Raw genomic sequence first — 24,751 nt, 5'->3', positions numbered from 1 at the left:
TCGTCCCCGCACTCCCCGAGCGCCGCGCGGTGACCTTCACCAACCACCATCAGCATGATGGGGCACCACGTCGGCCTCGCCAGGCACCCAGCCCGCGGGTCAGCGGGAGCGAGCCCAGCGGCATACGCCACCACTGTCCGTATGCCGCTGAGCTCGCTCCCGACGTCCCCGCCCTCCCAGCCCGATTGGGGGAGTGTCGGCCCGCCGGGTGAGAATGACGTCGTGGTGACGACGACGAGTGCTCCGGCCCGGATCCAGATCCCGAGAGAGATCTGGATCCTCGTCGGTTCGGCCTTCGTCATCGCCCTCGGCTACGGGATCGTCTCACCGGTCCTCCCGGCGTACGCGCGCTCGTTCGACGTCGGGGTGGCGGCTGCGAGTGTCATCGTGTCCGCGTTCGCGTTCTTCCGCCTCGTGTTCGCGCCGGCGGGCGGCGAGCTCGTGAGCCGCCTGGGGGAGCGGCCCGTCTACCTCACCGGCCTCGTCATCGTCGCCGCCTCGTCATTCGCCACGGCCTTCGCCCAGTCCTACGTCCAGCTTCTCCTGTTCCGGGGGCTCGGCGGCATCGGCTCGACGATGTTCACCATCTCCGCGATGGCCCTGCTCGTGCGACTCGCCCCGCCCGGTGCCCGCGGGAGAGTGTCCTCCACCTACGCGTCCGCGTTCCTCATCGGCGGGATGATCGGGCCGGTGCTGGGCGGCCTGCTGGGCGGCTTGGGCCTCCACACCCCCTTCATCGTCTACGGCGTCGCCCTCCTCGTCGCGGCGCTCGTCGTGGGGGTGGGGCTGGGGGGCGCCCGCCTGCGACCGGCGGACGACGGCGTCGAACGCGACGTGATGACCCTGTCCGAGGCGTGGGCCTCCCCGGTGTACCGGGCGGCGCTCGCATCCGGCGTCGCCAACGGGTGGACGAACTTCGGCGTGCGGATGGCGGTGCTGCCGCTGCTCGCGACCGCGGTTCTCGACCGCCCGTGGGTCGCCGGCGCAACGCTGGCCATCGGAGCCGTCGGGACCGCCGCCACACTGCAGTTCTCCGGGCGCCTGGCCGACCGCGTCGGTCGCCGCCCCCTCGTCATCGTCGGACTGGTCGTCATGGGGGTGGCCATGGCGCTGCTCGGGCTGGCGCAGCACCGGTCGGTCTCGGTCGGCCTCGGCCTGGTCATTCTCCTCGGCTTGTCCGCGATCTCAGGAGTCGGCGCGGGCTTCGTCAACCCCGCCCAGCAGGCGGCGCTCGCCGACGTCGTCGGACGCGAGCGCAACGGTGGCCGAGTCCTCTCGACGTTCCAGATGGCGCAGGACGGGGGCGCGATCATCGGGCCCATTCTCATCGGCCTGGTCGCGGACGGACTCGGCTTCGGCGTCGCCTTCCTCGTGACCGGGCTGGTCTGCCTGTCGGGCGTCGTGCCCTGGCTGAGGGCCCCCGAGCCGCTGACCCACCACGGCGGCCCCTTGGCAGGCCCGATGTCCTAGGTTGGTGACATGCGAGTCACTCATCTGGGGCACGCCTGCCTTCTCGTCGAGATGGCCGACCGGCGGATCCTCATCGACCCGGGCAACTTCTCCGCTGGCTTCGAGGACCTCACCGACCTCGATGCCATCCTCGTCACGCACCACCACCCCGACCACTTCGATCCCGAGCCGGCAGCCCGGGTCATCAGGGCCAACCCCCGGGCGAGCGTCCACACGGACCCATTGACAGCGGGCAAGCTGGCCGAGGAGGGGCTCCGAGCCAGGCCCTCCGCGCGCGGCGAGCGGTTCGAGCTCGGCGACGTGACGGTGACGCCGGTCGGTGAGCTGCATGCGTTCAACCACGACAAGATGCCGGTCATCCCCAACGTCGGCCTCGTGCTCCGCGCCGAGGGCGAGCCGAGCCTCTTCCACCCGGGCGATGCGTACGACGCCGAGCCGGGCGAGGTGGACGTGCTCGCGCACCCGCTCAACGCGCCGTGGTGCGCCAGCCGGGACTCGATCGCCTTCGTCGCGCGGATCGCACCGCGGTTCTTCGTCCCGATCCACGACGCGCTCCTGTCGGACCGGGGCAAGAAGATGTACTCCGGGCACATCGAGTCCTTCGCCGGCGTCGACGGGCTCACGCTGAGGTACCTCGGCGACGGCGAGTCCGGCGTCTTCTGACCGGACGACAACTCAGGGGGATGCATGACCGAACAACTCAACCTGCCTGCGCCGCAAGGTGATCCCGTCGCTGGGCCGGCGATCGCCATGCGCGGGCTCGGCAAGCGGTTCGGCGACGTCGTTGCCGTCAAGGGGATCGACCTCGACGTGCCGCGCGGCGCCTTCTTCGGACTCGTCGGGCCGAACGGCGCCGGCAAGACGACGACCCTGTCGATGGCCACCGGCCTGCTCAGGCCGGACTCCGGGCGGGTCCTCGTCCTCGGTCACGACGTGTGGTCCGATCCCGTGGCCGCGAAACAGCTCATCGGGATCCTGCCCGACGGGCTGCGTACCTTCGACCGGCTCACCGGCCTTCAGCTGATCGTCTACGCCGGGCTGCTGCACGGGCTTTCCCGGGAGGTCGCGCAGGCCCGGGCCGACGAGCTGCTCAAGGCACTCGGGCTGACGGACGCACAGGGCAAGCTCGTCGTCGACTACTCGGCGGGGATGACCAAGAAGGTGACTCTCGCGACCGCCCTGATCCACGCGCCCCGCGTCCTCGTCCTCGACGAGCCCTTCGAGGCCGTTGACCCGGTGTCCGCCGCGACGATCAGGGGGATCCTCACAGACGTCGTGGCCGCCGGTGGCACCGTCGTGCTCTCCAGCCACGTCATGGACCTCGTGGAGCGGATCTGCTCACACGTCGCGGTCATCTCGGATGGTCTCGTCCTCGCCCAGGGCACGGTGGACGAGGTCCGGTCTGGCAGCAGCCTCGAGGAGCGTTTCGTCGACCTCGTCGGCGGCTCGACGGAGGTGGAGGGGCTCGCATGGTTGCGCACCTCGTCCGATTGAAGGTCGACCTGCTCCGCAACACCCTCCGCCGCAGCCGGGCCCAAGCCATCGGAGTCGTCCTCGGGGTGCTCTACGGGGGGTTCGTGGTCGTCGCGCTGACCGTGGGCGTGGCCGCCCTGCGCGGCGCGCCCGAGTCAGCTCGGCTGGCCCTGCCGATCGGCGGCTCGGCGGGCATCATCTTGTGGATCCTCCTGCCGCTGCTGGCCTTCGGGTCCGACCCGACGCTCGACCCGGCGCGGTTCGCCACCTTCGCCGTCCCGGCCAGACAGCTGGCCATCGGCCTGGTGCTCGGCGCGCTCGTCGGCCTGCCCGCCATCGCGTCGATGGTCATCGGTGTCGGGGTGGTGATTGCGTCTTCCCAGACGGTGTGGTCGACGATCACGGCCCTGCTCGCGGTGCCGATCGGCCTGCTGACCGCGATCACTCTCAGCCGGTGGGTCTCAGCCCTGGCGACGGGTGCCGTGTCGAGCCGGAGGGGTCGGGACGTCACCGCGATCCTCGGCCTCGTCCTCCTCGCGGTCGGCGTTCCGGCTGCCTCGCTGGCGGGACAGGCCGCCAGCGACGTCGAAGGCCTCGTCGCATCCGCCTCGCTGGTTCTCGGCTGGACGCCGCTCGGCTGGGCCTGGGCGGCGCCGGGGGACATCGCAGCGGGGGACCTGCTGCTCGGCCTGCTGCGTCTGACCCTGGCTGCTGCGGGGCTCTTCGTCGCGACGGTGCTGTGGGACAGGGCGGTCCGCGGTCAGGTCCAGTCCCCGCGCGGGGCGGCGCGAGCAGCATCGACGAGCGCCCGTGTCGGGGAGCTGGGAGTCCTCGGCCGCGTGCCGGACACCGCCGTGTGGGCGGTCTGCGCCCGGGTGCTGACCTACTGGGCTCGGGATCCGCGCTACCAGGTCTCGATGCTCCTCAGCCCGGTCGCACCGCTCGCCCTCCTCATCCCGTACTACTCCACCGACCTGGCGTGGGTGCCCCTGCTGATGGGTCCCCTCGCCGCCTTCCTGCTCAGCTGGAGCGAGCACAACGCGACGGCCTATGACTCCACGGCCTTCTGGATGCACGTCGCCGCAGGAGTTCCCGGACGGGCGGACCGACGCGGGAGGCTCATCCCGAGCCTGCTCCTCGCGCTGCCGCTCGTCGTGGTCTACTGCGTCGTCGGCGCGTGGGTCGTGGGTCGATGGGACCTGCTGCCGGTTCTGGGGGGAGCATCGCTGGCGCTCCTCGGCGCCGGCTACGCCATCTCGTCGACGATGAGCATCGTGCTGCCGTACCCCGTCCCGAAGCCGGGGGAGAGTCCCTTCCAGACGCCGCCCGGGGCCGTCGGGATGACGCTGCTGGCCCAGACGATCTCGAGCATCGGCACCCTCGGTCTGGCAGCGCCGGTACTGCTGCTCGGGCTGCTCGCGTGGACCGGCAGCAGCTGGGCGGTGCTGCCCACGCTGGTCATCGGTGCCGCCCTGGGCGGAGGGGTGGCGTGGCTCGGGGTGCGCGTGAGCGCGTCCCTCTACGACCGGCGGGCGGCCGACGTGCTCGCCAGCCTCAGCGAGTGAGCCCGGCGAGGTCGGAGGCCAGCCTGGCGGCGCCGATGATCCCGGCCTTGTTGCGCAGGACCGCCGGGACGATCGGCGCCCGGAGCCGCAGCTTGGGCAGGAAGAGGTCCGAGTCGCGTGAGACGCCACCCCCGACGACGATGAGGTCCGGCGAGAAGAGCATCTCGATCGTCTCGTAGTAGCGCTGGAGCCGCTCGATCCACTCGTCCCACGAGAGGCCCTCGATCTCCTTGACGGACGAGGCGGCCCGGTCCTCTGCGTCGTACCCGTCGATCTCGAGATGGCCGAGCTCGGAGTTCGGGATGAGCCTGCCGTCGTAGATGAGGGCGGTCCCGATGCCGGTGCCGAGGGTCGTCAGGATGACCAGTCCCTTCTCGCCCTTGGCCGCGCCGTAGTGCAGCTCCGCGAGACCGGCGGCATCGGCATCGTTGAGGACGGTGACCGAACGGCCCGTGTGTTCCTTGATCAACGCCTCGGCATCAGTGTTGACCCACGACGGGTCGATGTTGGCCGCCGAGCGGACCGTCCCGCGGATGACCACGGCAGGGACGGTGACCCCGATGGGGGAGTCACCCGTCACCTCCGCGAAGGCGTCGACGATCTGGTCCACCACCTGCGCCACCGCGTCGGGCGTCGCCGGCTGGGGCGTGTCGATCCGAAGGCGCTTCTGCAGGAGCGCGCCGGTGTCGAGGTCGACCGGGGCGCCCTTGATGCCGCTGCCCCCGATGTCGATGCCGAGCGGGTTGCCCTTCTTCGCCATGTGTGTCGCTTCCTCGAGTGGGGTCAGGGGTGCCGTGGGGGGTTGGCCGGACTGGTGGAGCACGGGTGCCGCACGATCATGGCAGGGTGAGGATCTCGTTGCCGTCCTCGGTGATGACGATGGTGTGCTCGAACTGGGCTGACCACCGTCCATCGCGGGTCACCACGGTCCACCTGTCGTCCCACATCTCCCAGTCGCTGGTCCCAAGGTTGAGCATCGGCTCGATGGTGAAGGTCATGCCCGGCTCGATGACGGTGTTGTACTGGGGAGCCGCGTCGTAGTGGGGCACGATGAGGCCGGAGTGGAACTCGAGCCCGATGCCGTGGCCGGTGAAGTCGCGCACCACTCCGTAGCCGAACCGCTTCGCGTAGCTCTCGATGACGCGTCCGATGACGTTGATCTCGCGACCGGGTCGTGCCGCGCGGATCCCTCGCATCATTGCCTCGTGGGTGCGTTCCACGAGCAGCCGTGACTCGTCGTCGACCGCCCCGACGAGATAGGTCGCGTCGGTGTCGCCGTGAACCCCGTGGATGTAGGCCGTCACGTCGATGTTGACGATGTCGCCGTCCTCGAGCCGTCGAGTGTCCGGGATGCCGTGGCAGATGACCTCGTTGACGCTGGTGCAGATCGACTTGGGGAACGCCTTGTAGCCGAGCGGCGAGGGGTATGCGCCGTGGTCGAGCATGAACTCGTGGGCCACCGCATCGAGCTCGTCGGTGGTGACGCCAGGCTCGATGCGCTCGGCAGCTGCGGCCATGGCCTGGGCGGCGATCCGTCCGGCGACGCGCATCTTCTCGATGGTCTCGGTGTCCTTGACCCGGACGTCGCCGTCCTCGCGCGGGTGGGCCACGTCGACGTAGTGAGGACGAGCGATCGTGGTGGGTACAGGACGTCGCGGAGTCAGCGGATGGGGTGCGACGCGTGAGCTGGCCAACGGCATACGGTGGAGTCTAGGTCGTTCGCCGACATGCGCCGGGACGGGCGTTCGATGGGCGAACACGTCGAAGGGAGAGCGGTATGAGCTTCTGGTACAACGTCGACACGGGTCAGGTCGAGACGGACGAGAACCGCAGTCGCGGGGCAGAGGTGATGGGTCCCTACGAGTCCGAGGCCGAAGCCCGGCAGGCCCTCGAGCTCGCGCGGGCCCGGACGGAGAAGTGGGACGACGAAAATCGCGAGTGGGAGCACCGCAACGAGGCCCCGGGCTGGGACGACGAGAAGCTCGACGGCTGACGCCGCCTCACTCCTCGAAGGAGTGCTCCGCGGCTGGGAAGGCGCCTGACGCGACGTCGGCGGCGTACGCCTGGGCGGCCTCGGTGAGGATCCCGCGGAGGTCGGCGTACTTCTTCACGAACCGCGGTGCCCTGCCGGCTCGCAGCCCGGCGAAGTCGCTCCAGACGAGCACCTGGGCGTCGGTCCCCGAGCCGGCCCCGATGCCCACCGTCGGGATCGACAGGACCTCGGTGACGCGGGCGGCCACGGGTGCCGGGACCATCTCGAGGACGACCGCGAAGGCGCCTGCGCTCTCCAGGGCCCGGGCCTCGTCGACGAGCGCATCAGCCGCATCGCCCCGGCCCTGGACGCGGTAGCCGCCGAGCTGGTGCTCGCTCTGGGGGGTGAAGCCGACGTGCGCCATGACGGGGATCCCGGCCGTGGTCAGCAGCTCGCAGAGAGGGGCCATGGCCCTGCCGCCCTCCAGCTTGACCGCGTGGGCGAGCCCCTCCTTCATGAACCGCACGGCCGTCGCGAACCCCTGCTCGAGCGTGCCGCCGTAGGAGCCGAAGGGCAGGTCGGCGATGACCAGGGCCCGCTTCGTGTTCGTGCTCACGGCACGCACGAGCGGAAGCAGCTCGTCCACCGTCACGGGGACGGTGGTCTCGTATCCGTAGACGTTGTTGCCCGCTGAGTCGCCGACGAGGAGTGCGGGGATCCCCGCCTCGTCGAAGATCTGCGCCGAGTACATGTCGTAGGCGGTCAGCATCGCCCAGCGGCGGCCCTCTGTCTTCATCGCCTGCAGGTGGGGGATGCGGACCCTGCGCACGGCGGCCTGGGCCGGCTGGCCCGAGCCGTAGGGGTTGGGCTGCTCCGCTGCTCCGGGGTCGCTCATGGGCCGAGCATAGGACGGGCTCGGGACGGGTGTGGAGCAGGCTGCGCCGCTGCCCGATGTGTTCCATCTGCCCCGAGAAGGGGCTTTCGTAAAGACTTGGTAAGGAACCTCCCATTTGTCGGCCATCGGTGATCAAATGACCGGCGGCGCCGTGTCCGGCGCTCAAGCATCAGGAGGACACCACGTGAACAAGCGTCAATGGAGCGCTGTCTCGGGGCTGGCTGTCGGGGCGCTCGTCGCCACCGCACTCGCCGCACCGGGACAGGCTCAGGCCACGCCGCAGGCCGGCTCGGTCATCAGCAGCGATCCTGCTGAGGCCCAGTCGTCCCGCCCGGACAACCTGCCCAACCCGCTCGGCGATGCCGCCGCTGATCGCCGCAAGGACGCGGTCGAGAAGCTCATCAAGGGCAAGGCGAGCACGAGGACCATCAACGGTCGCCGAGTGATCGAGGTCAAGTCTGCGAACGGGCAGTCGAAGTACGTCGACTACCCGGTCAACCGCGAGGAGTCGGTCTTCACGATCCTCGCCGAGTTCGGCGACCAGATCCACTCTGCCACGGGGGGGACGGCCGGTCCCGCGCGCAACAAGATCCCGGAGCCCGACCGCAACTGGGACGGCAGCGCGACTGACGACAACTCGACGTACTGGATCGCCGACTTCGACCGGGCCCACTACCTGGACCTCATGTTCGGCGACGGCGAGTCGTTCAAGGACTTCTACCTCAAGCAGTCCAACGGCCGCTTCCTCGCCAAGGGCGACGTCTCCGACTGGGTCAAGGTGCCCTACAACGAGGCCCGGTACGGCTCGAACAAGTACGGCGGGTCCTCGACCTACTGGCCGTTCGTCCGGGACACGGCGACCGCGTGGTATGAGGCGCAGGTCGCCTCGGGCAAGTCCCCGGCCGCGATCAAGGAGTACCTGTCGCAATTCGACCGGGTCGACCGCTACGACTACGACGGCGACGGCGACTTCCTCGAGCCCGACGGCTACATCGACCACTTCCAGGCGATCCACGCCGGCGAGGGGGAGGAGGCCGGCGGCGGCGCTCAAGGTACCGACGCCATCTGGTCGCACCGTTGGTACGCCTACTCCAACCAGATCGGCAAGGCCGGGCCGGACATCAACAAGGCCGGCGGCGTTCCCATCGGGGACACCGGGATCTGGATCGGCGACTACACCACGGAGCCGGAGAACGGCGGCCTCGGCGTCTTCGCGCACGAGTTCGGCCACGACCTCGGCCTGCCGGACCTCTACGACACCGCCGGTGGCGACAACACGACCGGCTTCTGGACCCTGATGTCCGGTGGTTCGTGGCTCAACCGTGGTGGTGACAGCATCGGCACGACGCCCGGGTACATGGGCCCGTGGGAGAAGCTCCAGCTCGGGTGGCTCGACTACACGGTCGTCCCCTTCGGGGAGGACGAGGCGGTGACGTTGACGCGGGCCGACAAGGGTGCCGCGAAGCGCACGCAAGCTGCCATCGTCACGCTGCCCGACAAGACCGTGACCACCGGGTACAACACTCCGCACTCCGGCGCCTACGAGTGGTGGGGGGGCTCGGCCGACGATCTCCAGAACACGCTGACCCGCACGGTGGACCTCACCGGCATGTCCTCGGCATCCCTGTCCGCCTGGGTCGAGTACCAGATCGAGGAGGGCTACGACTACCTCTACACCGAGGTCTCGACGGACGGGGGGCTCAACTGGATCACCGTCGGCACGCCGATTGACGGTGAGAGCACCTGGACGGAAAAGAGCTGGGACCTCAGCCCGTACGCCGGCAAGGTCATCGAGGTCAGGTTCCGCTACGCCACTGACGGCGGCCTGCACTACGACGGGCCGTTCCTCGACGACATCGCCATCGCGGCCAATGGCGCGACCCTCCTCAGCGATGACGTCGAGTCCGGTGACAACGGCTGGACGGCCAAGGGCTTCACGCGCATGACGGGGTCGACCTCCAAGGTGGTCGCGCACTACTACCTCGCCGAGAACCGCACCTACACCGGTTATGACGCGACCCTGAAGACGGGCCCCTACAACTTCGGGTTCGGCAACACGCGTCCTGACTTCGTCGAGCGGTTCCCCTACCAGAACGGCATGCTCGTCTGGTACGCCGACGGGGCCTACTCCGACAACAACACCTCGACCCACCCAGGTGGGGGTCAGGCGCTCCCGGTCGATGCTCGCCCCGCGCCCGTCACGTTCTACGACGGCAGCCGGCTGGGCAACCGTCGCCAGCCCTTCGACGCGACCTTCGGTCTGGAGGCAACGGACGCCGTGACGTTCCACAAGAACGGCATCGCCACCGAGGTGCCGTCCTCGGCGGCCATGCCGACGTTCGACGACTCCGTCGTCGAGCGTTACTGGGACGCCTCCAACCCGTGGGCTTCCACCAAGGTGGCCGGTTCGGGTACGACGCTGACCGTCGTCCGCTCGGAGGACGGCGGCAACGAGCTGGAGGTCCAGGTCTCGTTCAAGTGATCTGAGCCCAGCGGCATACAGCTGAGGCGCAGGGCCCTCGGGAGCGATCCCGGGGGCCCTGCGCGTCGCCGGTTCCCGTGTCCGTTACACCGGTGAAACAGGAGTGGGGCAGGATCGACACATGAACCGTCAGGAAGAGTTCGTGCTGCGCACCATCGAGGAGCGCGACATCCGCTTCGTCAGGCTCTGGTTCACCGACGTGCTCGGCACGTTGAAGTCCGTGGCGGTCGCGCCCGCCGAGCTCGAGGGTGCCTTCTCCGAGGGCATCGGGTTCGACGGCTCGGCGATCGAGGGCTTCGCGCGGATCTACGAGGCCGACATGCTGGCCAAGCCGGACCCGGCGACCTTCCAGATCCTGCCGTGGCGCGGCGACCCACCCGGCACGGCGCGGATGTTCTGCGACCTGCAGATGCCGGACGGCTCACCGAGCTTCGCCGACCCGAGGCACGTGCTCCAGCGCGCGCTGGACCGCGCTGCCGACCTCGGCTTCACCTTCTACACCCACCCTGAGATCGAGTTCTTCCTCCTCGAGCAGGGTCGGGGTCCGGACGGCCGGCCCGTCCCCGTCGACGACGCCGGCTACTTCGACCACGTCGCGCACGGCACGGGCCACGACTTCCGCCGCGCCGCGATCACGATGCTCGAGAACATGGGCATCTCCGTCGAGTTCAGCCACCATGAGGGCGCCCCCGGACAGAACGAGATCGACCTTCGCTATGCCGACGCGCTGAGCACTGCAGACAACATCATGACCTTCCGCACGGTGGTCAAGGAGGTCGCGCTCTCGCAGGGCATCTACGCCACCTTCATGCCGAAGCCCTTCGCTGAGCACCCCGGCTCCGGCATGCACACCCACCTGTCCCTCTTCGAAGGGGACTCCAACGCGTTCTACGAGGCCGGCGCGCCCTATCAGCTGAGCAAGACGGCCCGGCAGTTCATCGCCGGGCTCATCATCCACGGCGCCGAGATCACCGCCGTGACCAACCAGTGGGTCAACTCCTACAAGCGGCTGTGGGGCGGGGGAGAGGCGCCCGCCCACCTGACCTGGGGGCACAACAACCGGTCCGCCCTCGTCCGGGTGCCGATGCACAAGCCCAACAAGGGGCAGTCGACCCGCATCGAGGTTCGCTCGATCGACGCCGCCTGCAACCCGTACCTCGCCTACGCGGTGCTGCTGGGGGCCGGGCTCAAGGGCATCGAGGAGGGCTACGAGCTGCCACCGGAGTCCGAGGACGACGTCTGGGGCCTCACCGACGCCGAGCGCCGTGCGATGGGCATCAAGACCCTGCCCGAGTCGCTCGGCTCGGCCATCGAGCAGATGCAGCAGAGCGAGCTCGTCGCGGAGGTGCTCGGCGAGCACGTCTTCGACTTCTTCCTGCGCAACAAGCGACAGGAGTGGCTCGACTACCGCCACGACGTGTCGCGCTTCGAGCTCGACCGCTACCTGCCCCGACTCTGACGCTCGCGGGCGACACCCTTGTCCTCGCGCACGACCACGACAGCCGGGACCCTGGCCCGCCTGGGCTTCGCCCAGCCCGACCGGGCGACCACCCATCTCGCCGACCCTGCCCTCGCCCCGCTCGCCGCCGGCGACGGAGCGCACGGGCTCCCCGACGACCTGCTCCATGCCATCGGCGACACGGCCGACCCCGACCAGGCCCTGCTCGGCCTCGTCCGCGTCCTCGAGTCCCTGACCCGGCAGGGCGAGGCCGCGGATCTGCAGGCCCTCGTCACGGAGCTGCGCGGCGACGGACCCGGACGTGACCGGGTGCTCGGCGTCCTCGGTGCCTCGAGCGCGCTCGTCGACGAGCTCGTGCGGCACCCGGGTCACTGGGTCGACGCGGCCCGAGCCCAGCGGCATACGGCCGAAGAGACCCGAGCCGAGCTCACGGCGGCGGTGACCACGGACCGCGGGAGCCGGACCCCCTTCGACGCCCTGCGCATCAGCTACCGCCGAGGGCTGCTGCGCATCGCGGCTCGCGACCTCACGTCACCAGACCCGGTGGCCGAGATGCCCGCCATCGGCGAGGCGCTGGCCGAGCTCGCCGAGGCGGCGCTCGAGGCGGCGCTGCTCATCGCCCGGGAGCAGTACGGCGAGGGGCACGAGCAGTGCCGGCTCGCCATCATCGGGATGGGCAAGACGGGCGGTGGCGAGCTCAACTACGTCAGCGACGTCGACGTCATCTTCGTCGCCGAGCCCGCTGAGGGGGCCGACGAGGAGACCGCGCTCCGCATCGGCACGGCCCTGGCGAGCGCGACGATGCAGGCCTGCTCCAAGCCGACCCCCGAGGGGTCCCTGTGGCCCGTGGACGCCGCTCTGCGTCCCGAGGGCAAGAACGGCCCGCTCGTGCGCACGATCCAGAGCCACAAGGCCTACTACGAACGCTGGGCCAAGACGTGGGAGTTCCAGGCCCTGCTCAAGGCCTGGGTCTCCGCCGGTGATCGCGAGATCGGGCTGCGCTACAAGAAGGAGATCTCCCCCCTCGTCTGGGAGGCGGCGAGCCGCGAGAACTTCGTCGAGGACGTCCAGGCGATGCGGCGCCGCGTCGAGCAGCACGTGCCGGCCAACGAGGCTGCCCGCCAGCTCAAGCTGGGCCCCGGCGGTCTGCGTGACGTCGAGTTCAGCGTGCAGCTGCTCCAGCTCGTCCACGGCCGCACCGACGAGTCGCTCCGGTCCGCAACGACACTCGAGGCCCTGTCCGCGCTCGCCAAGGGAGGCTACGTCGCCCGCGACGACGCCGCCACCCTCGACCGCGCCTACCGCCACCTGCGCTGCCTCGAGCATCGCATCCAGCTGCACCGGCTCCGCCGCACCCACCTCATGCCCGACCAGCCCGCGGACCTGCGACGCCTCGGCCGGTCGATGGGCCACCGGAAACGTCCGGACGAGGCGGTTCTCGCCGACCGGCAGGCGGTGGCCCGCGAGGTCCGGCGGATCCACGAGCGGCTCTTCTACCGGCCCCTCCTGGCCGCAGCCGCCCGGCTCACGCCCGACGAGGCGGGTCTCTCGCCCGAGGCCGCGCGCGCACGGCTCCTCGCGCTGGGGTTCCGCGACCCGGCCGGCGCCCTCCGCCACCTCGAGGCCCTGACGTCCGGGGTCAGCCGCCGAGCCGCGATCCAGCGCACCCTGCTGCCGGTCATGCTCGGCTGGTTCGCCGACGAGGCCGACCCCGACGCGGGCCTCCTGTCCTTCCGCCGGGTGTCCGACGAGCTCGGCTCCACCCACTGGTACCTCAAGATGCTCCGCGACGAGGGACGGGCCGCCGACCGCCTGGCGCACAGCCTGGCACGCAGCCGCTACGCCGCCGACCTGCTCATCCGCTCGCCCGAGACGGTCGCGATCCTCGGCGACCCCAACGGTCTCGTGCCCCGCTCCCGCGAGGCCCTCACCGCGACGATGCGGGCCGCAGCCGGTCGGCGCGACAGCGGCGCCGACGCGATCTCGGCCGTCCGGGCCATCCGCCGCACCGAGGTGCTCCGCATCGTCCTCGCCGACCTCGTCGGAGAGATCGACGTGCTCGAGGTAGGCGCCGCCCTGACCGACGTCACCGCCGCGGCGCTCGTCGTCGCGCTCGAGGCGGCCACGGCCGAGGTCGAGCGGCGCGAGGGGGTGCCCCTCGGCGGCGACCTGCTCGTGGTCGGCATGGGAAGTCTCGGCGGCGCCGAGATGGGCTACGCCTCGGACGCGGACGTCATGTTCGTCCACCGGCCGCACGACGCGGCGGACGAGGCGGGAGTGCAGGCGCGGGCCACGCTGGTCGTCCAGGAGCTGCGCAGGCTGCTCACCGCCGGCGCCACCGAGCCACCGCTGGCCCTGGACGCGGACCTGCGACCCGAGGGCAAGAACGGGCCTCTCGTGCGCAGTCTCGACTCGTACCGCACCTACTACGAGCGGTGGGCCCTGACCTGGGAGTTCCAGGCGCTGCTCCGGGCCGCGCCGGTGGCCGGTCCCGCCGAGCTCGCCGACGAGTTCGTCCAGATCATCGATCCGCTGCGCTGGCCGGAGGGTGGGCTCACCGAGCAGCAGGTGCGCGACATCCGCCTCCTCAAGGCGCGGGTCGAGTCCGAACGGCTGCCTCGCGGCGCCGACCCCGGGACGCACCTCAAGCTCGGTCGCGGCGGACTGACCGACGTGGAGTGGACGGTGCAGCTGCTCCAGCTGCAGCATGCGCACGAGCGACCGGCCCTGCGGGTCACCGGCACCCTGCCGGCGCTCGCGGCGCTCGAGGCCGAAGGGCTCATCGCTGCCGCTGACGCATCGTCGCTGCGCGAGGCGTGGTTCCTCGGAGTCCGTCTGAGAAACGCCGGAGTGCTCTGGAGAGGCCGGCCCGTGGAGAGTGTGCCGGTGGACCTGCGCGACGCCGACGGGATGGGCCGGATCATCGGCCGGCCGGCCGGCGACGGGGCAGGGCTGCTCGAGCTGTGGCGCCGAGTGGCCCGCCGGGCACGCCAGGCGGCCGGTTTCAACTTTTACGACTCCCCGCCTCGGGGTAGCGTCGTGCCGTGAACCAGCGCAGGGGTGCTCCAGGCCGCGTCGTCTCTTACGCGGACCTCCTGCGAGTCCCGAGATACCTGCCGGTCTTCCTGGCCAACGCCCTGTCGATGTGGGGCGACTACGTCGCTCGCGTCACCATCGCGGCCGTCGTCTTCGAGCAGACGAGATCCCCGTTGGCAACGGCGACGACGCTCGCGATCAGCTTCGTACCCACCTTCCTGGGTCGCAGCCTGCTCGGCCCGGTCGTCGACCGCTTCCGCTACAAGCACGTGCTCGTTGCCAGCCACGCGGCGCGCGCAGTCAGTGTGCTGGCCCTCCTCTGGCTCGTGACGACCGCCGCGCCGCTTGGGTGGCTCTTCGCCTCGCTCTTCGTGCTCGAGCTCATCGGGGGCGCCGCGAGCGCGTCGAACCTCGTCCTGGTCACCGACCTGTTCGAGCACGACCGGCCTCTCTATGCCCGCGCTGTGGCGCTCAGCGCCATGTCGGAGCAGGTGAACCAGGCGCTCGGTCTGGCTCTGGGAGGCGGGCTCGTGGCGCTCGTCGGGCCCCAGGTCGGCCTGCTCATCGACCTCGGCACCTTCCTCGTGGCCGCTGTCGTCATTCTCGTCGTCGTGCAGCTGAGGCCGGTGCGGGGCGACCGAGGCAAGGGCGTTCGAGGGTTCATCCGTGATCTCGGTGACGCCGCCGGCGACCTCGCCCGCCACCCCGTCCTCGCGCGGCTGATCGCCCTGAGCGCCGTGGCCAGCCTGGGCATCGCCGCACCGGAGGCGCTCGCGATCCCCATCGCCGGCGACAACGGCTGGGGCGGCGTGCTCATGGCCACTCCCATCGTCGGAGCGGTCGTCGGCATCGTCGTGATCGGCCGGCTCGACGTGCACCGACAGAACTCCTCCATCGTGCCGCTGGCCCTTGCCATGCCGGTGCCGCTCCTGGCCACAGCACTGAAGCCACCGCTCCCGGTGCTCGTCGCCATCTTCTTCGCCAGCGGCCTGCTCCAGGCGTTCATGATCCCGCTGCAGGCAACGTTCGCGCTGGCGACCGCCCCGGAGATGAGGGGACGGATCTTCAGTCTCGCCGGGTCCATCTCCGTCCTCGCCGCGGGCGCGAGCTACCTGGCCGCCGGCTGGGTGGGCCAGTACACCAAGAACCCCCATCTCGGCGTCACGATCTGCGCAGCGGTGTGCCTCGGCCTCATCGGAGCGCTCGGGCTGAGGTGGCCCCACCAACGCGTGAGCGCGACGGTCGAGCAGGCCTATGCGCCCTCGCGTCCCTCCCGGGCTGCCTGAGCCCACGTGGCCGTATGCCGCTGAGCGGGCTCGCGCTCGCGCCCTGAGCCGCGCTCGGGCCGGGGCACGGTCTCACGCGACGAGGATGCAGAACGGGTGGCCGGACGGGTCCGCGAGGACGCAGAGCGGCTCCTCCCCCTCGTCGTCCGTGCGGTCGAGCCAGTGTGGGGCGTCAGCCGCCGAAAGGAACAGTGAACCAGCTCTCGGGGCGCATCAGCCGGTCGCCCGCACGGCCCGGCCCACCCCCGGTGACGTAACGGGACCGGACGAGCTCCACTTCGCCGACGGCGAAGTCGATCGGGTCGAGGGTCCGCCGGGCGCTGACCCAGTCGACGAGGCCGGCTGGGTCGGCCAGGTCTGCGGCGAAGTGGATCAGGGTGGCGTACCAGATGGTGCGCCGCCCGATCCCTTGGTCCTCGAACCACGACAGGTCACCGAGCTCAGCGCGCAACCGGTCCATGAACTGCCAGGCCGCGGCGTCCCGTGGCTCGACCTGGGCCATCACCCCGACGCGGCTCAACGTCAGTCCCGTGACGGTGAACCCCAGGGGAGCAGTCGCAGCACCGGCCCGCTCGATGGCGGCCCGCCACCGCGGCACGATCTCGTCCGTGGGAGAGGCAGCCTCGCGGTACGGCTCCAACGCGCGGACCGTCAGGTGGACGGAGTCCGCGCGACCCGTCACGAAGTGCCCGCCCCCCGCCGCGGTGAGCCCGTCCCGCATCAGCTCCTCGAGGACGTCCCGGACCGGGCTCGGTGGGCGCGCCACGACGGTGACGGGCCACCGCCCGCCGTCGACCGGAGGTGCGTCCCGGTGATGGGTTCCACTCAGCACGTGGGGAACTGCAGCGTCGAAGAGCTCGTCGAAAACGGGATTGCGGAGGGAGCTCGGCACTGACGGGAGCCTACCAAGGGCTCCCAGCTCAGCGGCATACGACCTCGCTCAACGGCCCGCGCCCACGTCGGAGACGTGAGTGCGGGCCGTTGAGCTATGGGTTTTGGCCGGGTGCCTGGCCGTCAGAGGTCGTAGTACATCTCAAACTCGTGCGGGTGCGGCCGGAAGCGGATCGGGTCGATCTCGTTCTTGCGCTTGTACTCGATCCACGCCTCGATGAGGTCCTCCGTGAAGACGCCGCCTTCGAGGAGGTAGTCGTGGTCGGCTTCGAGGGCGTTCAGGACCTCGGGCAGCGAGCCCGGGACCTGCTCGATCGCCGCGTGCTCCTCCGGGGGCAGCTCGTAGAGGTCCTTGTCGATCGGCTCGGGCGGCTCGATGCGGTTCTTGATCCCGTCGAGGCCGGCCATCAGCTGGGCCGCGAAGCACAGGTAGGGGTTGGCCGACGGGTCGGGCACGCGGAACTCGATGCGCTTGGCCTTGGGGGACGTGCCCGTGACGGGGATCCGGACGCAGGCCGAGCGGTTCCGCGCCGAGTAGACCAGGTTGACCGGCGCCTCGTAGCCCGGGACCAGCCGGTGGTAGCTGTTGATCGTCGGGTTGGTGAACGCGAGCAGCGAGGGGGCGTGCTTGAGCAGGCCACCGATGTACCAGCGCGCGAGGTCCGACAGGCCGCCGTAGCCGCGCTCGTCGTAGAAGAGGGGTTCGCCGTCCTTCCAGAGCGACTGGTGGGTGTGCATCCCGGAGCCGTTGTCGCCGAAGATCGGCTTGGGCATGAACGTCGCCGTGTGGCCCTGCCGCCAAGCGGAGTTCTTGATGACGTACTTGAACTTCATCAGGTCGTCGCCCGAGTGAAGGAGCGTGTTGAAGCGGTAGTTGATCTCCATCTGGCCGGCCGTGCCCACCTCGTGGTGGCTGCGCTCGACGTTCAGGCCGACCGCTTTCATCTCGAGGCACATCTGGTCGCGCAGGTCGGCGAAGTGGTCGACGGGGGAGACGGGGAAGTAGCCGCCCTTGAACCGGGTCTTGTAGCCCTTGTTGCCGCCCTCCTCCTCACGCCCGCTGTTCCACGCCGCCTCGATCGAGTCGAGGTAGTAGTAGCCGGCGTTGGCCTTCGTCTCGAAGCGGACGTCGTCGAAGACGTAGAACTCGGCCTCCGCACCGAAGAAGGCGGTGTCGGCGATGCCGGTCGACTTGAGGTACTCCTCGGCCTTGACGGCGATGTTGCGTGGGTCGCGGCTGTAGCGCTCGTCCGTGAAGGGGTCGAGGATCGAGAAGTTCATGACGAGCGTCTTCTCGGCGCGGTAGGGGTCGATGAAGGCCGTGGCCGGGTCCGGGACGAGCTTCATGTCCGACTCGTGGATCGCCTGGAAGCCACGGATCGACGACCCGTCGAACATCTGGCCGACGGTGAAGAAGTCCTCATCGACCGACTCAGCCGGCACGTTGAAGTGCTGCATGACACCGGGCAGATCGCAGAACCGAATGTCGACGAACTTGACGTCCTCGTCCTTGATGTACGCGAGGACCTCGTCAGCTGAGCTGAACATCCAACCTCCTGATGTGGGGCGAGGTCGCCACGCCGGTCATCCGCGACGTGATGAGTTCAAGGCGCAGTGATGATCGAGCGACGGCCCCGTGCTGTCGAGGATGACAGTAGCGGTGCCCGATTTCCCGTCCATGACCTCGATGTTTCCCGCGTGTTAACGCACCAGCCCGGGGGACAGGGCCCCCTGGGGCGCCCCCCACCGCTCCGACTGGCGGTCGGATGCCGCTGGGCTGGGTTCCGCACGGGTCGTTAGGCTGGCGTCGTGGTGGACCGCAAGGACGTCGGCTCGTGGCTCGAGGGGCCCAGCTCCAGGACGCAAGGCACGGGAGAGTGGCCCGGTCAGCGGCTGGGGCTCGCCCAGCACGGCCCGGGCTCCGTCGCCCGGTTCGGCCGCCGGTTCGTCGGGCTCGTCATCGACTGGGTCGTCGCGCTCCTGATCGCCCATGGCCTGTTCCAGGTGCCGCTCCCGTTCTCGGAGCACGCCGCGACCGGGACGCAGAGCTTCATCGTCCTGGGCATCTTCGCGGTGATGAACGTCCTGCTGGTGGGCACGATCGGGACGACGATCGGCCACCGGATCATGGGCCTTCAGGTCCGTAGCGTCGCCGGAGGTCGAGCGACCCCGGCCCAGGCGTTGGTTCGGACGGTCCTGCTGTGCCTGGCGATCCCTGCGGTGATCTGGGACCGGGACGGGCGGGGCCTGCACGACAAGGTGCCCAACACCGTCATCGTCCGCGTCCGCTGACCTCGGGCAGGGAGCACCTTTCCCGGTGCGGGTGGCTCACTTGCCGCGGAGGGCCTTGCGGTCCATGCGGGCGCGGGTGGGGTCGATGCCCTTGGGCAGGGGCGCCTTCATCCCGCCCAGCGCCTTGAGACGCTTGTTGACGACGGCCATCTCGTCCTTCGTGATCGACGGCTTGAGTCGCTGGACCTTGTTGGCGAGCTTGCGGATCGGGACCTCGTCCTCGCCCGCACCGACCCGCATGAGGATGACGGGAACTCCGGGCGCCACCCGCTCGACCCGTTTCTTCTCGGCGACGAGCAGCTTCTGGACGCGTCCGGTCGGCCCCTCGCCGATGAGCACGACACCGGGCCGGCCGAGCGCCCGGTAGACCACGGCGGCCGAGGTGAAGTCGCCCGGCCGGGCCACGTCCGCGGCGACCGGCTCGCGGTCGGTGTACCACCCACGGCGGATCGACGTCAGCGCTGCGCCCGCAGCGCCCGTCTGGCCCTCGATCTGACGGTAGGCGGCGGCCTCCGCCCGCCGGCTCATGACGATGGTCGCCACGAGGATGCCGGTCATGACGCCGAAGATGGCGAAGATCCAGACCAAGACCACGCCGAGGTTGAGCAGCAGGCCGATGACGAAGATGGCGCCGAAGGTCACCAGGAAGGCGAGCAGCATGTACCACCCGACGAGGGGGTCCTGCCGCTTCGTGATCCGGTAGACGTCGAGGATCTGGGACAGGCGTCCCTGCTTCTTCTCTTTGGGCGCCTGTGCGTCGCCGTCCTTGTTGCGTGCCATGCGGATCAGGATACGGCGCTGCCGGCCCGAGCCACCAATGACGCCGCTTCCTGGCGCGCAGGGGACTCGGCGGCCTCGGCCAGGTGCGACAGGTGCTCGGGGATGGGCCGGCCCCACTTGCGCATCGCCGTCGCCCAGAGGCGCCCCGCGCGGTAGGACGAGCGGACCAGCGGACCGGCCATGACGCCCTTGAAGCCGAGGTCCGTTGCCACGTCGGACCAGTGGACGAACTCCTCGGGCTTGACCCAGCGGTCGATCGGGTGGTGCAGCTTCGAGGGACGGAGGTACTGGGTGATCGTGAGGATGTCGCAACCGGCGTCGTGCAGGTCACGGATCGCAGACTCGATCTCGGAGTCGGTCTCACCCATTCCGAGGATGAGGTTCGACTTCGTGACCAGGCCGGCCTCGCGGGCCATGGTGAGCACCGTGAGGGACTTCTCGTAGGTGAACGCCGGACGGATCCGCTTGAAGATGCGCGGCACCGTCTCGAGGTTGTGCGCGAAGACCTCCGGACGGGCGTCGAACACCTGGCCGACGAGCTCCGGCTTGGCCCCGAAGTCCGGCGGCAGGATCTCGACGCCGGTGTTGGGGTTGAGCAGGTGGATCTGGCGGATCGTCTCCGCGTAGAGGGATGCAGCGCCGTCCGGCTGGTCGTCGCGGGCCACGCCGGTGACCGTCGAGTACCGCAGGCCCATCTGGCGGACCGACTCCGCCACCCGCCGCGGCTCGTCGAGGTCGAGCGCCTGCGGCCGACCCGTGGCGATGTCGCAGAAGTCACACCGGCGGGTGCAGACGTCGCCCCCGATGAGGAACGTCGCCTCGCGGTCCTCCCAGCACTCGAAGATGTTGGGGCACGCGGCCTCCTGGCACACCGTGTGCAGGCCCTCGCTCTTGACCATCGAGTGCATCGACGTGAACTCCGGCCCCATCTTGGCGGTCGTGCGGATCCACGACGGCTTGCGCTCGATGGGGGTCTCGGCGTTGCGCGCCTCGACGCGCAGCAGGCGACGACCGTCAGGTGCGACAGTCACGGCGGCTCCTTCACTGGGGGCACGGATGCCCGGGGTGCCCGGGCTCACAGCAGCCTACGCCGCGCCCTCCCCCCAGCCGAAACTCGTCCCCCGGGCTCAGGTGACGTCGCGCCGCCGGAACACGAGCACCGCTGCCGTGGCGGTGGCGAGCACGAGGACGAGCAGGTAGACCCAGCCGTGCGTGTAGCTGACCGCCTGTTCGCGGTAGGTGCACGAGAGCTGCCCGCCGACGCCGGAGCAGGCCTCCGCCATGTAGGTGTAGCCCTTGTTGAGGAAGGCCTGGATGTTCGGGGTGATGGCCCATGGGTTCAGCCGCCCGCCGAAGAGGGCGTTGACGGCGATGAACTCCACGACGACGAGGTAGCCGAGGAGCATCCCGACCAACCCGGCGGTGTGCCGCACGAGCAGCGCCAGTGCGGCTCCGAACAGGGCCGCCCCCACCGCCACCGCGACGACGCGCAGGAGCAGCTCGGGCAGCGAGTCCTCCAGCGGTGGCGGGGCCGGCAGCTTCAGGTCGGCTCCGGGGCGGTTGACCGTGGCGACCATCCGGGCCCCGAGGACCAGCAGGGCGAGGCCGAGCGCGGCCAGCAGCGCGGTGCCCACCCCGGCTGCGGCCAGCTTGCTCAGCGCGACCCGGACTCGCTGGGGTTTGAAGGTGAGCCAGTTGCCGAGCGCCCCGGTCGAGAACTCCGCGGCCACGAAGCTGCCCATGAGCAGGAGCACGAGGAAGGCGTACACGAAGGCCGCATAGGGGGCGAGCTCAGCGGTGATCGCATCGGCGACGGGCAGCGTGATCCCCATCTCCTCCATCGTCGGGGTCTGGAACACCCCGATCTGGTCGCACCCGAAGTCGATCGACGACTCCCCGGTCCGCTCGCGCTCGGCCGCCTCGGCGGCCCGGCACTCGGCGATCATCGTCGGCTGGTTCGCCTCGATCTCCTTCTTCTGCTGCTCCATGTCGGCGACCACGCGTTGGTACTCGTCGAGGCGCTGGGCCAGGGTCTCGGGGTTGCTCGCGTTGTAGGCGTTGTAGACCATCAGCCCGGTGATGGCCACCAGGGCCACGAGCACGGCCTTGGTGAGTCGGCGCCACCAGAGGCGGCGCAGCTCGACGCCGACAAGGCCGACGAACGAGGTCCCCTTGGGCCGGACGTGCGACTTCGAGTCTGACTGCGGGGTGATGAGGGTGTGGCTCATGCGGCGCCTCCCGCCGCGAGTCCGCCGGCTTGTCGGTCGGCGTCCGAGCCGAGGCCCTCGTCGGAGGTCAGGAGCAGGAAGGCCGACTCGAGGTCGGGCCTGATCGGCGTCAGCTCGCTGACGTAGAGGGCGTGACCGGCGAGCAGGCGGGTGATCTCCGCCGGGTCGTCGGCACCCGACACGACGAGATGGGTGTCGTCGCGGCTGACCCGCAGGCCCGCCGTCGTGAGCACGTCCTCAGCCTGGGCCGGGGATGACACGGTCACCCGGACCTGGGGTGCCCCCGCGCCGCCGAGGATGTCGGCGACGGCGCCCTCGGCCAGGGTTCGGCCGTGGCCGATGATCGTCACCGTGTCGGCCACCTGCTCCATCTCGGCGAGGATGTGCGAGCTGACGAGAACGGTCCGGCCGCTCTCGCCGAGGCTGCGCATCGTGTCGCGCACCTCGCGGATGCCGGCAGGGTCGAGGCCGTTGGTCGGCTCGTCGAAGATGAGCAGCTCAGGGTCCTTGAGCAGGGTCGCGGCGATGGCGAGGCGCTGCTTCATGCCGAGGGAGTAACCGGCATAACGGTCCCGGCCGCGGTCGCCCAGGTGGGTGGTCTCGAGGACCTCGTCGATCCGGTGGCGCGGAGTGCCGATGGCGTCGGCGAGGAGCCGGAGGTTCTGACGGCCCGTGAAGGCGGGAAAGAACTTGGGTGACTCCACGATGGCGCCGACCCGGTCGATGACGGCGGGCAGCTCCTTCGGGACGCTGCGGCCGAAGACCTGCGCGGTGCCGGAGTCCGGCCGGATCAGTCCGAGCAGCATCCGGATCGTGGTCGTCTTGCCCGACCCGTTCGGTCCGAGGAAGCCGTGCACGCCGCCGGCGGGAACGGTCATCGTCAGGCCCTGGACGGCGACGCGGCGCCCTCCCCGGCCGAGGTAGCTCTTACGCAGGTTCACCGTCTGGACAGCGACGTCCATGAAACCCCCTGATCACGTTCCCGGCCGTGCGGTGACGTCCGCGCGGTCAGCTCACCCTAGTGGCTCGGGGTCTCCGCGGTCAGGCGAGGACGCGCCGGTTCGGCTGGAGCGCGGGGATGATCTCGCCGAGGTGCTGCTCGACGTGCGGGAGGACCTCCGGCACCGGGACATCGCGACCCACCTCGACGGACAGCGACGTCACGCCGGCGCCGACGATGCCGCACGGGATGATGACCTCGCCCCACGACAGGTCGGGGTTGCAGTTGAACGCGAAGCCGTGCATCGCCACCTGTCGGCTCACCCGGATGCCGATCGCGCCGATCTTGCGTCGGGGCCCGCGGTCGTCGGCGGCGATCCACGTGCCGCTCTCGCCCTCGACCCGGCCCGCCTCGACGCCGAAGTCGGCACAGACCCGGATCATCATCTCCTCGAGCGCGCGGACGTAGCCGACGACGTCGATCGGGGCAGGCAGACGCACGATGGGATAGCCGGTGATCTGACCCGGGCCGTGCCAGGTGATCTTGCCGCCGCGGTCGACGTCGACGACGGGCGTGCCGTCCTTGGGCCGCTCCTGCGGCTCGGTCCGCTTGCCGGCCGTGTAGACCGGCGCGTGCTCCAGCAGGTAGACGGTGTCGGGCTCCTCACCCGCGACGACCTTGGCGTGCGTCTGACGCTGGATCTCCCACGCCTGCTCGTAGTCGACGAAGTCGGGGGCCAGGCCGAGGTGCACGAAACGCATGCGGTCAGGGTACGCCGGGTCGCCCGGGTGCCCTGTCGCCGTCCGCCTACGCTGGGCCGTATGCCGCTGAGCTCGCTGCCCGAGAACCGTCCCCTCCGCGTCGGCCTGGCCGGGTACGGCGTGGGCGGTCGCGAGTTCCATGCCCCGGCGCTCGCGGGTGCCGGGCTCGCTGTCGCCGCCGTGTCGACCTCGAACGCCGAACGGGTGGCGCAGGTCGAGGCGGAGCTGCCGGGGGCGCAGGTCGTCCCGGACCTGGCGGCGATGCTGGCTGCCGTGGAGCTCGACCTCGTGGTCCTGACGACGCCGACCGGGCTGCACGCCGAGCAGGCCGAGCAGGTCATCGAGGCCGGCGTGGCGCTCGTCGTGGACAAGCCCCTTGCCGCCAGCTCCTCGGAGGCGGGCCGCATCGTCGACCTGGCCGCTCACCGCGGTGTTCCGCTCACGGTATTCCAGAACCGGCGCTACGACCCCGAGCTGGCAGCACTCCTCGCGGTGCGGGACCAGGGCCTCGTGGGAGACATCCGGCGGGCCGAGTACCGGTGGGACCGGTGGCGGCCAGAGCCCAAGCACCGCTGGAGGGAGACCCAGACCGCCGAGCAGGGGGCGGGGCTGCTCCTCGACCTCGGCTCGCACCTGCTGGACCAGGCCGTCATCCTGCACGGTGAGGTCGAGTCGGTGTACGCCGAGCTCTTCTCCCGGACGGTGGTGGCCGAGGACGACGTCTTCCTGGCGTGCCGTCACACGTCAGGAGTGGTCGGCCACATCATGGCGACGTCGGTCAACGGAGCGCCCGGTCCGCGCGCGCGGCTCATGGGCTCGACCGGCGCCTATGTCATCGGGCGGCAGTTCGACGAGGTGAGCGCCTTCGCCGACTTCGAGAGCGACGGGGAGGCCGTCGGGTGGATCGTCCGGGGGGACCAGCGCGAGCGGGGGCCGGTGGTCGGGGCGTCGGACCAGGCGGCGTTCTACCGTGCGGTCGCCGCGGCCCTCACCTCCGGCGACCCGCAGTCCGGGATGCCGGTGGACCCGCGTGACGCCGTGCACGTCCTCGCCGTCATCGACGCAGCGCGGGCCAGCCAGCAGGCCCGTCAGGTGGTCGAGGTGCTCACGCCCGGGGAGGCGCCCGGGAGCTGACCCGGCACCCAGCGCCGCGGACCCACGCCAGCGAGCCCAGCGGCATACGGTCCGATCTGCCTGTGGATGACGGCCGCCGGGCTGCTC

The 24,751-nt window shown here is 70.3% G+C and carries 21 protein-coding genes; 11 read left to right on the top strand and 10 right to left on the bottom strand.

Annotated features, from left to right (window positions below):
* Positions 1-222 precede the first annotated feature (222 nt).
* From INTCA_RS10355 to INTCA_RS10340, 4 genes are read left to right on the top strand one after another with little or no spacing between them, the layout of a single operon-like run.
* On the top strand, positions 223-1,470 hold the full coding sequence (locus INTCA_RS10355) for an MFS transporter (RefSeq protein ID WP_013492867.1): 1,248 nt from the start codon (positions 223-225) through the stop codon (positions 1,468-1,470).
* A 9-nt stretch (positions 1,471-1,479) separates the two neighbouring features.
* Positions 1,480-2,133 carry an MBL fold metallo-hydrolase gene (locus tag INTCA_RS10350; RefSeq protein ID WP_013492866.1) on the top strand — a complete coding sequence of 218 codons (654 nt, stop codon included), beginning with the start codon at positions 1,480-1,482 and terminating at the stop codon, positions 2,131-2,133.
* A gap of 24 nt (positions 2,134-2,157) precedes the next feature.
* Entirely contained in the window at positions 2,158-2,964 is an 807-nt protein-coding gene (locus INTCA_RS10345) for an ABC transporter ATP-binding protein (RefSeq protein WP_013492865.1), read from the top strand.
* Positions 2,940-4,508 (top strand): hypothetical protein, encoded by a 1,569-nt coding sequence (locus INTCA_RS10340; RefSeq protein WP_013492864.1) that lies wholly within the window; start codon positions 2,940-2,942, stop codon positions 4,506-4,508. Before INTCA_RS10345 ends, INTCA_RS10340 begins: the two co-directional genes overlap by 25 nt.
* Here INTCA_RS10340 and ppgK read toward each other — a convergent pair.
* Complete coding sequence (ppgK, locus tag INTCA_RS10335; protein WP_013492863.1) at positions 4,498-5,268, bottom strand: polyphosphate--glucose phosphotransferase; 771 nt, start codon at positions 5,266-5,268, stop codon at positions 4,498-4,500. The two genes, INTCA_RS10340 and ppgK, sit on opposite strands and share 11 nt — an antisense overlap.
* A 76-nt stretch (positions 5,269-5,344) precedes the next feature.
* The gene (map, locus tag INTCA_RS10330; RefSeq protein WP_013492862.1) at positions 5,345-6,208 is read right to left on the bottom strand and encodes a type I methionyl aminopeptidase; all 864 of its coding nucleotides are present in this window, start codon (positions 6,206-6,208) and stop codon (positions 5,345-5,347) included.
* 77 nt (positions 6,209-6,285) lie between these two features.
* Between map and INTCA_RS10325 the strand changes: the two genes are divergently transcribed.
* Positions 6,286-6,501: a hypothetical protein gene (locus tag INTCA_RS10325; protein ID WP_013492861.1), complete on the top strand. Its 216-nt coding sequence runs from the start codon at positions 6,286-6,288 to the stop codon at positions 6,499-6,501.
* Between the two features lie 7 nt (positions 6,502-6,508).
* Here INTCA_RS10325 and panB read toward each other — a convergent pair whose 3' ends face one another.
* On the bottom strand, positions 6,509-7,375 hold the full coding sequence (gene panB, locus INTCA_RS10320) for a 3-methyl-2-oxobutanoate hydroxymethyltransferase (RefSeq protein WP_013492860.1): 867 nt from the start codon (positions 7,373-7,375) through the stop codon (positions 6,509-6,511).
* Positions 7,376-7,559: 184 nt separating this feature from the next.
* On the opposite strand from panB, the gene INTCA_RS10315 reads away from it, so the two are divergent.
* The 4 genes from INTCA_RS10315 to INTCA_RS10300 all read left to right on the top strand — a co-directional run bounded on the left by INTCA_RS10315 (position 7,560) and on the right by INTCA_RS10300 (position 15,638).
* A complete protein-coding gene (locus tag INTCA_RS10315) occupies positions 7,560-9,857 on the top strand; it encodes an immune inhibitor A domain-containing protein (protein WP_013492859.1) in 2,298 nt (765 codons plus the stop codon).
* A 121-nt stretch (positions 9,858-9,978) separates the two neighbouring features.
* Positions 9,979-11,316 carry a type I glutamate--ammonia ligase gene (gene glnA, locus INTCA_RS10310; protein ID WP_013492858.1) on the top strand — a complete coding sequence of 446 codons (1,338 nt, stop codon included), beginning with the start codon at positions 9,979-9,981 and terminating at the stop codon, positions 11,314-11,316.
* Between the two features lie 18 nt (positions 11,317-11,334).
* On the top strand, positions 11,335-14,364 hold the full coding sequence (locus tag INTCA_RS10305) for a bifunctional [glutamine synthetase] adenylyltransferase/[glutamine synthetase]-adenylyl-L-tyrosine phosphorylase (RefSeq protein ID WP_013492857.1): 3,030 nt from the start codon (positions 11,335-11,337) through the stop codon (positions 14,362-14,364).
* Positions 14,361-15,638 (top strand): MFS transporter, encoded by a 1,278-nt coding sequence (locus INTCA_RS10300; protein WP_013492856.1) that lies wholly within the window; start codon positions 14,361-14,363, stop codon positions 15,636-15,638. Before INTCA_RS10305 ends, INTCA_RS10300 begins: the two co-directional genes overlap by 4 nt.
* 172 nt (positions 15,639-15,810) lie before the next feature.
* Here the strand turns inward: INTCA_RS10300 and INTCA_RS18710 are convergent, their stop codons facing one another.
* A complete protein-coding gene (locus INTCA_RS18710; protein ID WP_013492855.1) occupies positions 15,811-16,530 on the bottom strand; it encodes a 2'-5' RNA ligase family protein in 720 nt (239 codons plus the stop codon).
* Between the two features lie 122 nt (positions 16,531-16,652).
* Positions 16,653-18,077: a type I glutamate--ammonia ligase gene (gene glnA, locus INTCA_RS10290; protein ID WP_013492854.1), complete on the bottom strand. Its 1,425-nt coding sequence runs from the start codon at positions 18,075-18,077 to the stop codon at positions 16,653-16,655.
* Between the two features lie 261 nt (positions 18,078-18,338).
* On the opposite strand from glnA (INTCA_RS10290), the gene INTCA_RS10285 reads away from it, so the two are divergent.
* Positions 18,339-18,821, top strand: coding sequence for an RDD family protein (locus tag INTCA_RS10285; protein WP_013492853.1), 483 nt, complete (start codon positions 18,339-18,341; stop codon positions 18,819-18,821).
* A 36-nt stretch (positions 18,822-18,857) separates the two neighbouring features.
* Here INTCA_RS10285 and INTCA_RS10280 read toward each other — a convergent pair whose 3' ends face one another.
* The 5 genes from INTCA_RS10280 to lipB form a co-directional block, all read right to left on the bottom strand.
* On the bottom strand, positions 18,858-19,601 hold the full coding sequence (locus tag INTCA_RS10280; protein ID WP_013492852.1) for a DUF4191 domain-containing protein: 744 nt from the start codon (positions 19,599-19,601) through the stop codon (positions 18,858-18,860).
* Between the two features lie 5 nt (positions 19,602-19,606).
* A complete protein-coding gene (gene lipA, locus INTCA_RS10275; protein ID WP_013492851.1) occupies positions 19,607-20,632 on the bottom strand; it encodes a lipoyl synthase in 1,026 nt (341 codons plus the stop codon).
* 96 nt (positions 20,633-20,728) lie between these two features.
* Positions 20,729-21,829 (bottom strand): hypothetical protein, encoded by a 1,101-nt coding sequence (locus INTCA_RS10270; RefSeq protein WP_013492850.1) that lies wholly within the window; start codon positions 21,827-21,829, stop codon positions 20,729-20,731.
* On the bottom strand, positions 21,826-22,791 hold the full coding sequence (locus INTCA_RS10265; protein ID WP_013492849.1) for an ABC transporter ATP-binding protein: 966 nt from the start codon (positions 22,789-22,791) through the stop codon (positions 21,826-21,828). Before INTCA_RS10265 ends, INTCA_RS10270 begins: the two co-directional genes overlap by 4 nt.
* A 79-nt stretch (positions 22,792-22,870) precedes the next feature.
* Positions 22,871-23,530, bottom strand: coding sequence for a lipoyl(octanoyl) transferase LipB (gene lipB, locus INTCA_RS10260; RefSeq protein WP_013492848.1), 660 nt, complete (start codon positions 23,528-23,530; stop codon positions 22,871-22,873).
* Positions 23,531-23,590: 60 nt separating this feature from the next.
* Between lipB and INTCA_RS10255 the strand changes: the two genes are divergently transcribed.
* On the top strand, positions 23,591-24,664 hold the full coding sequence (locus INTCA_RS10255) for a Gfo/Idh/MocA family protein (protein WP_013492847.1): 1,074 nt from the start codon (positions 23,591-23,593) through the stop codon (positions 24,662-24,664).
* Positions 24,665-24,751 lie beyond the last annotated feature (87 nt).

The sequence above is a fragment of the Intrasporangium calvum DSM 43043 genome (assembly GCF_000184685.1).
Classification (GTDB): Bacteria; Actinomycetota; Actinomycetes; order Actinomycetales; family Dermatophilaceae; genus Intrasporangium; species Intrasporangium calvum.
The sequence above is the reverse complement of the archived record's forward strand: the minus strand, read 5'-3'. Positions and strand labels throughout refer to the sequence as shown.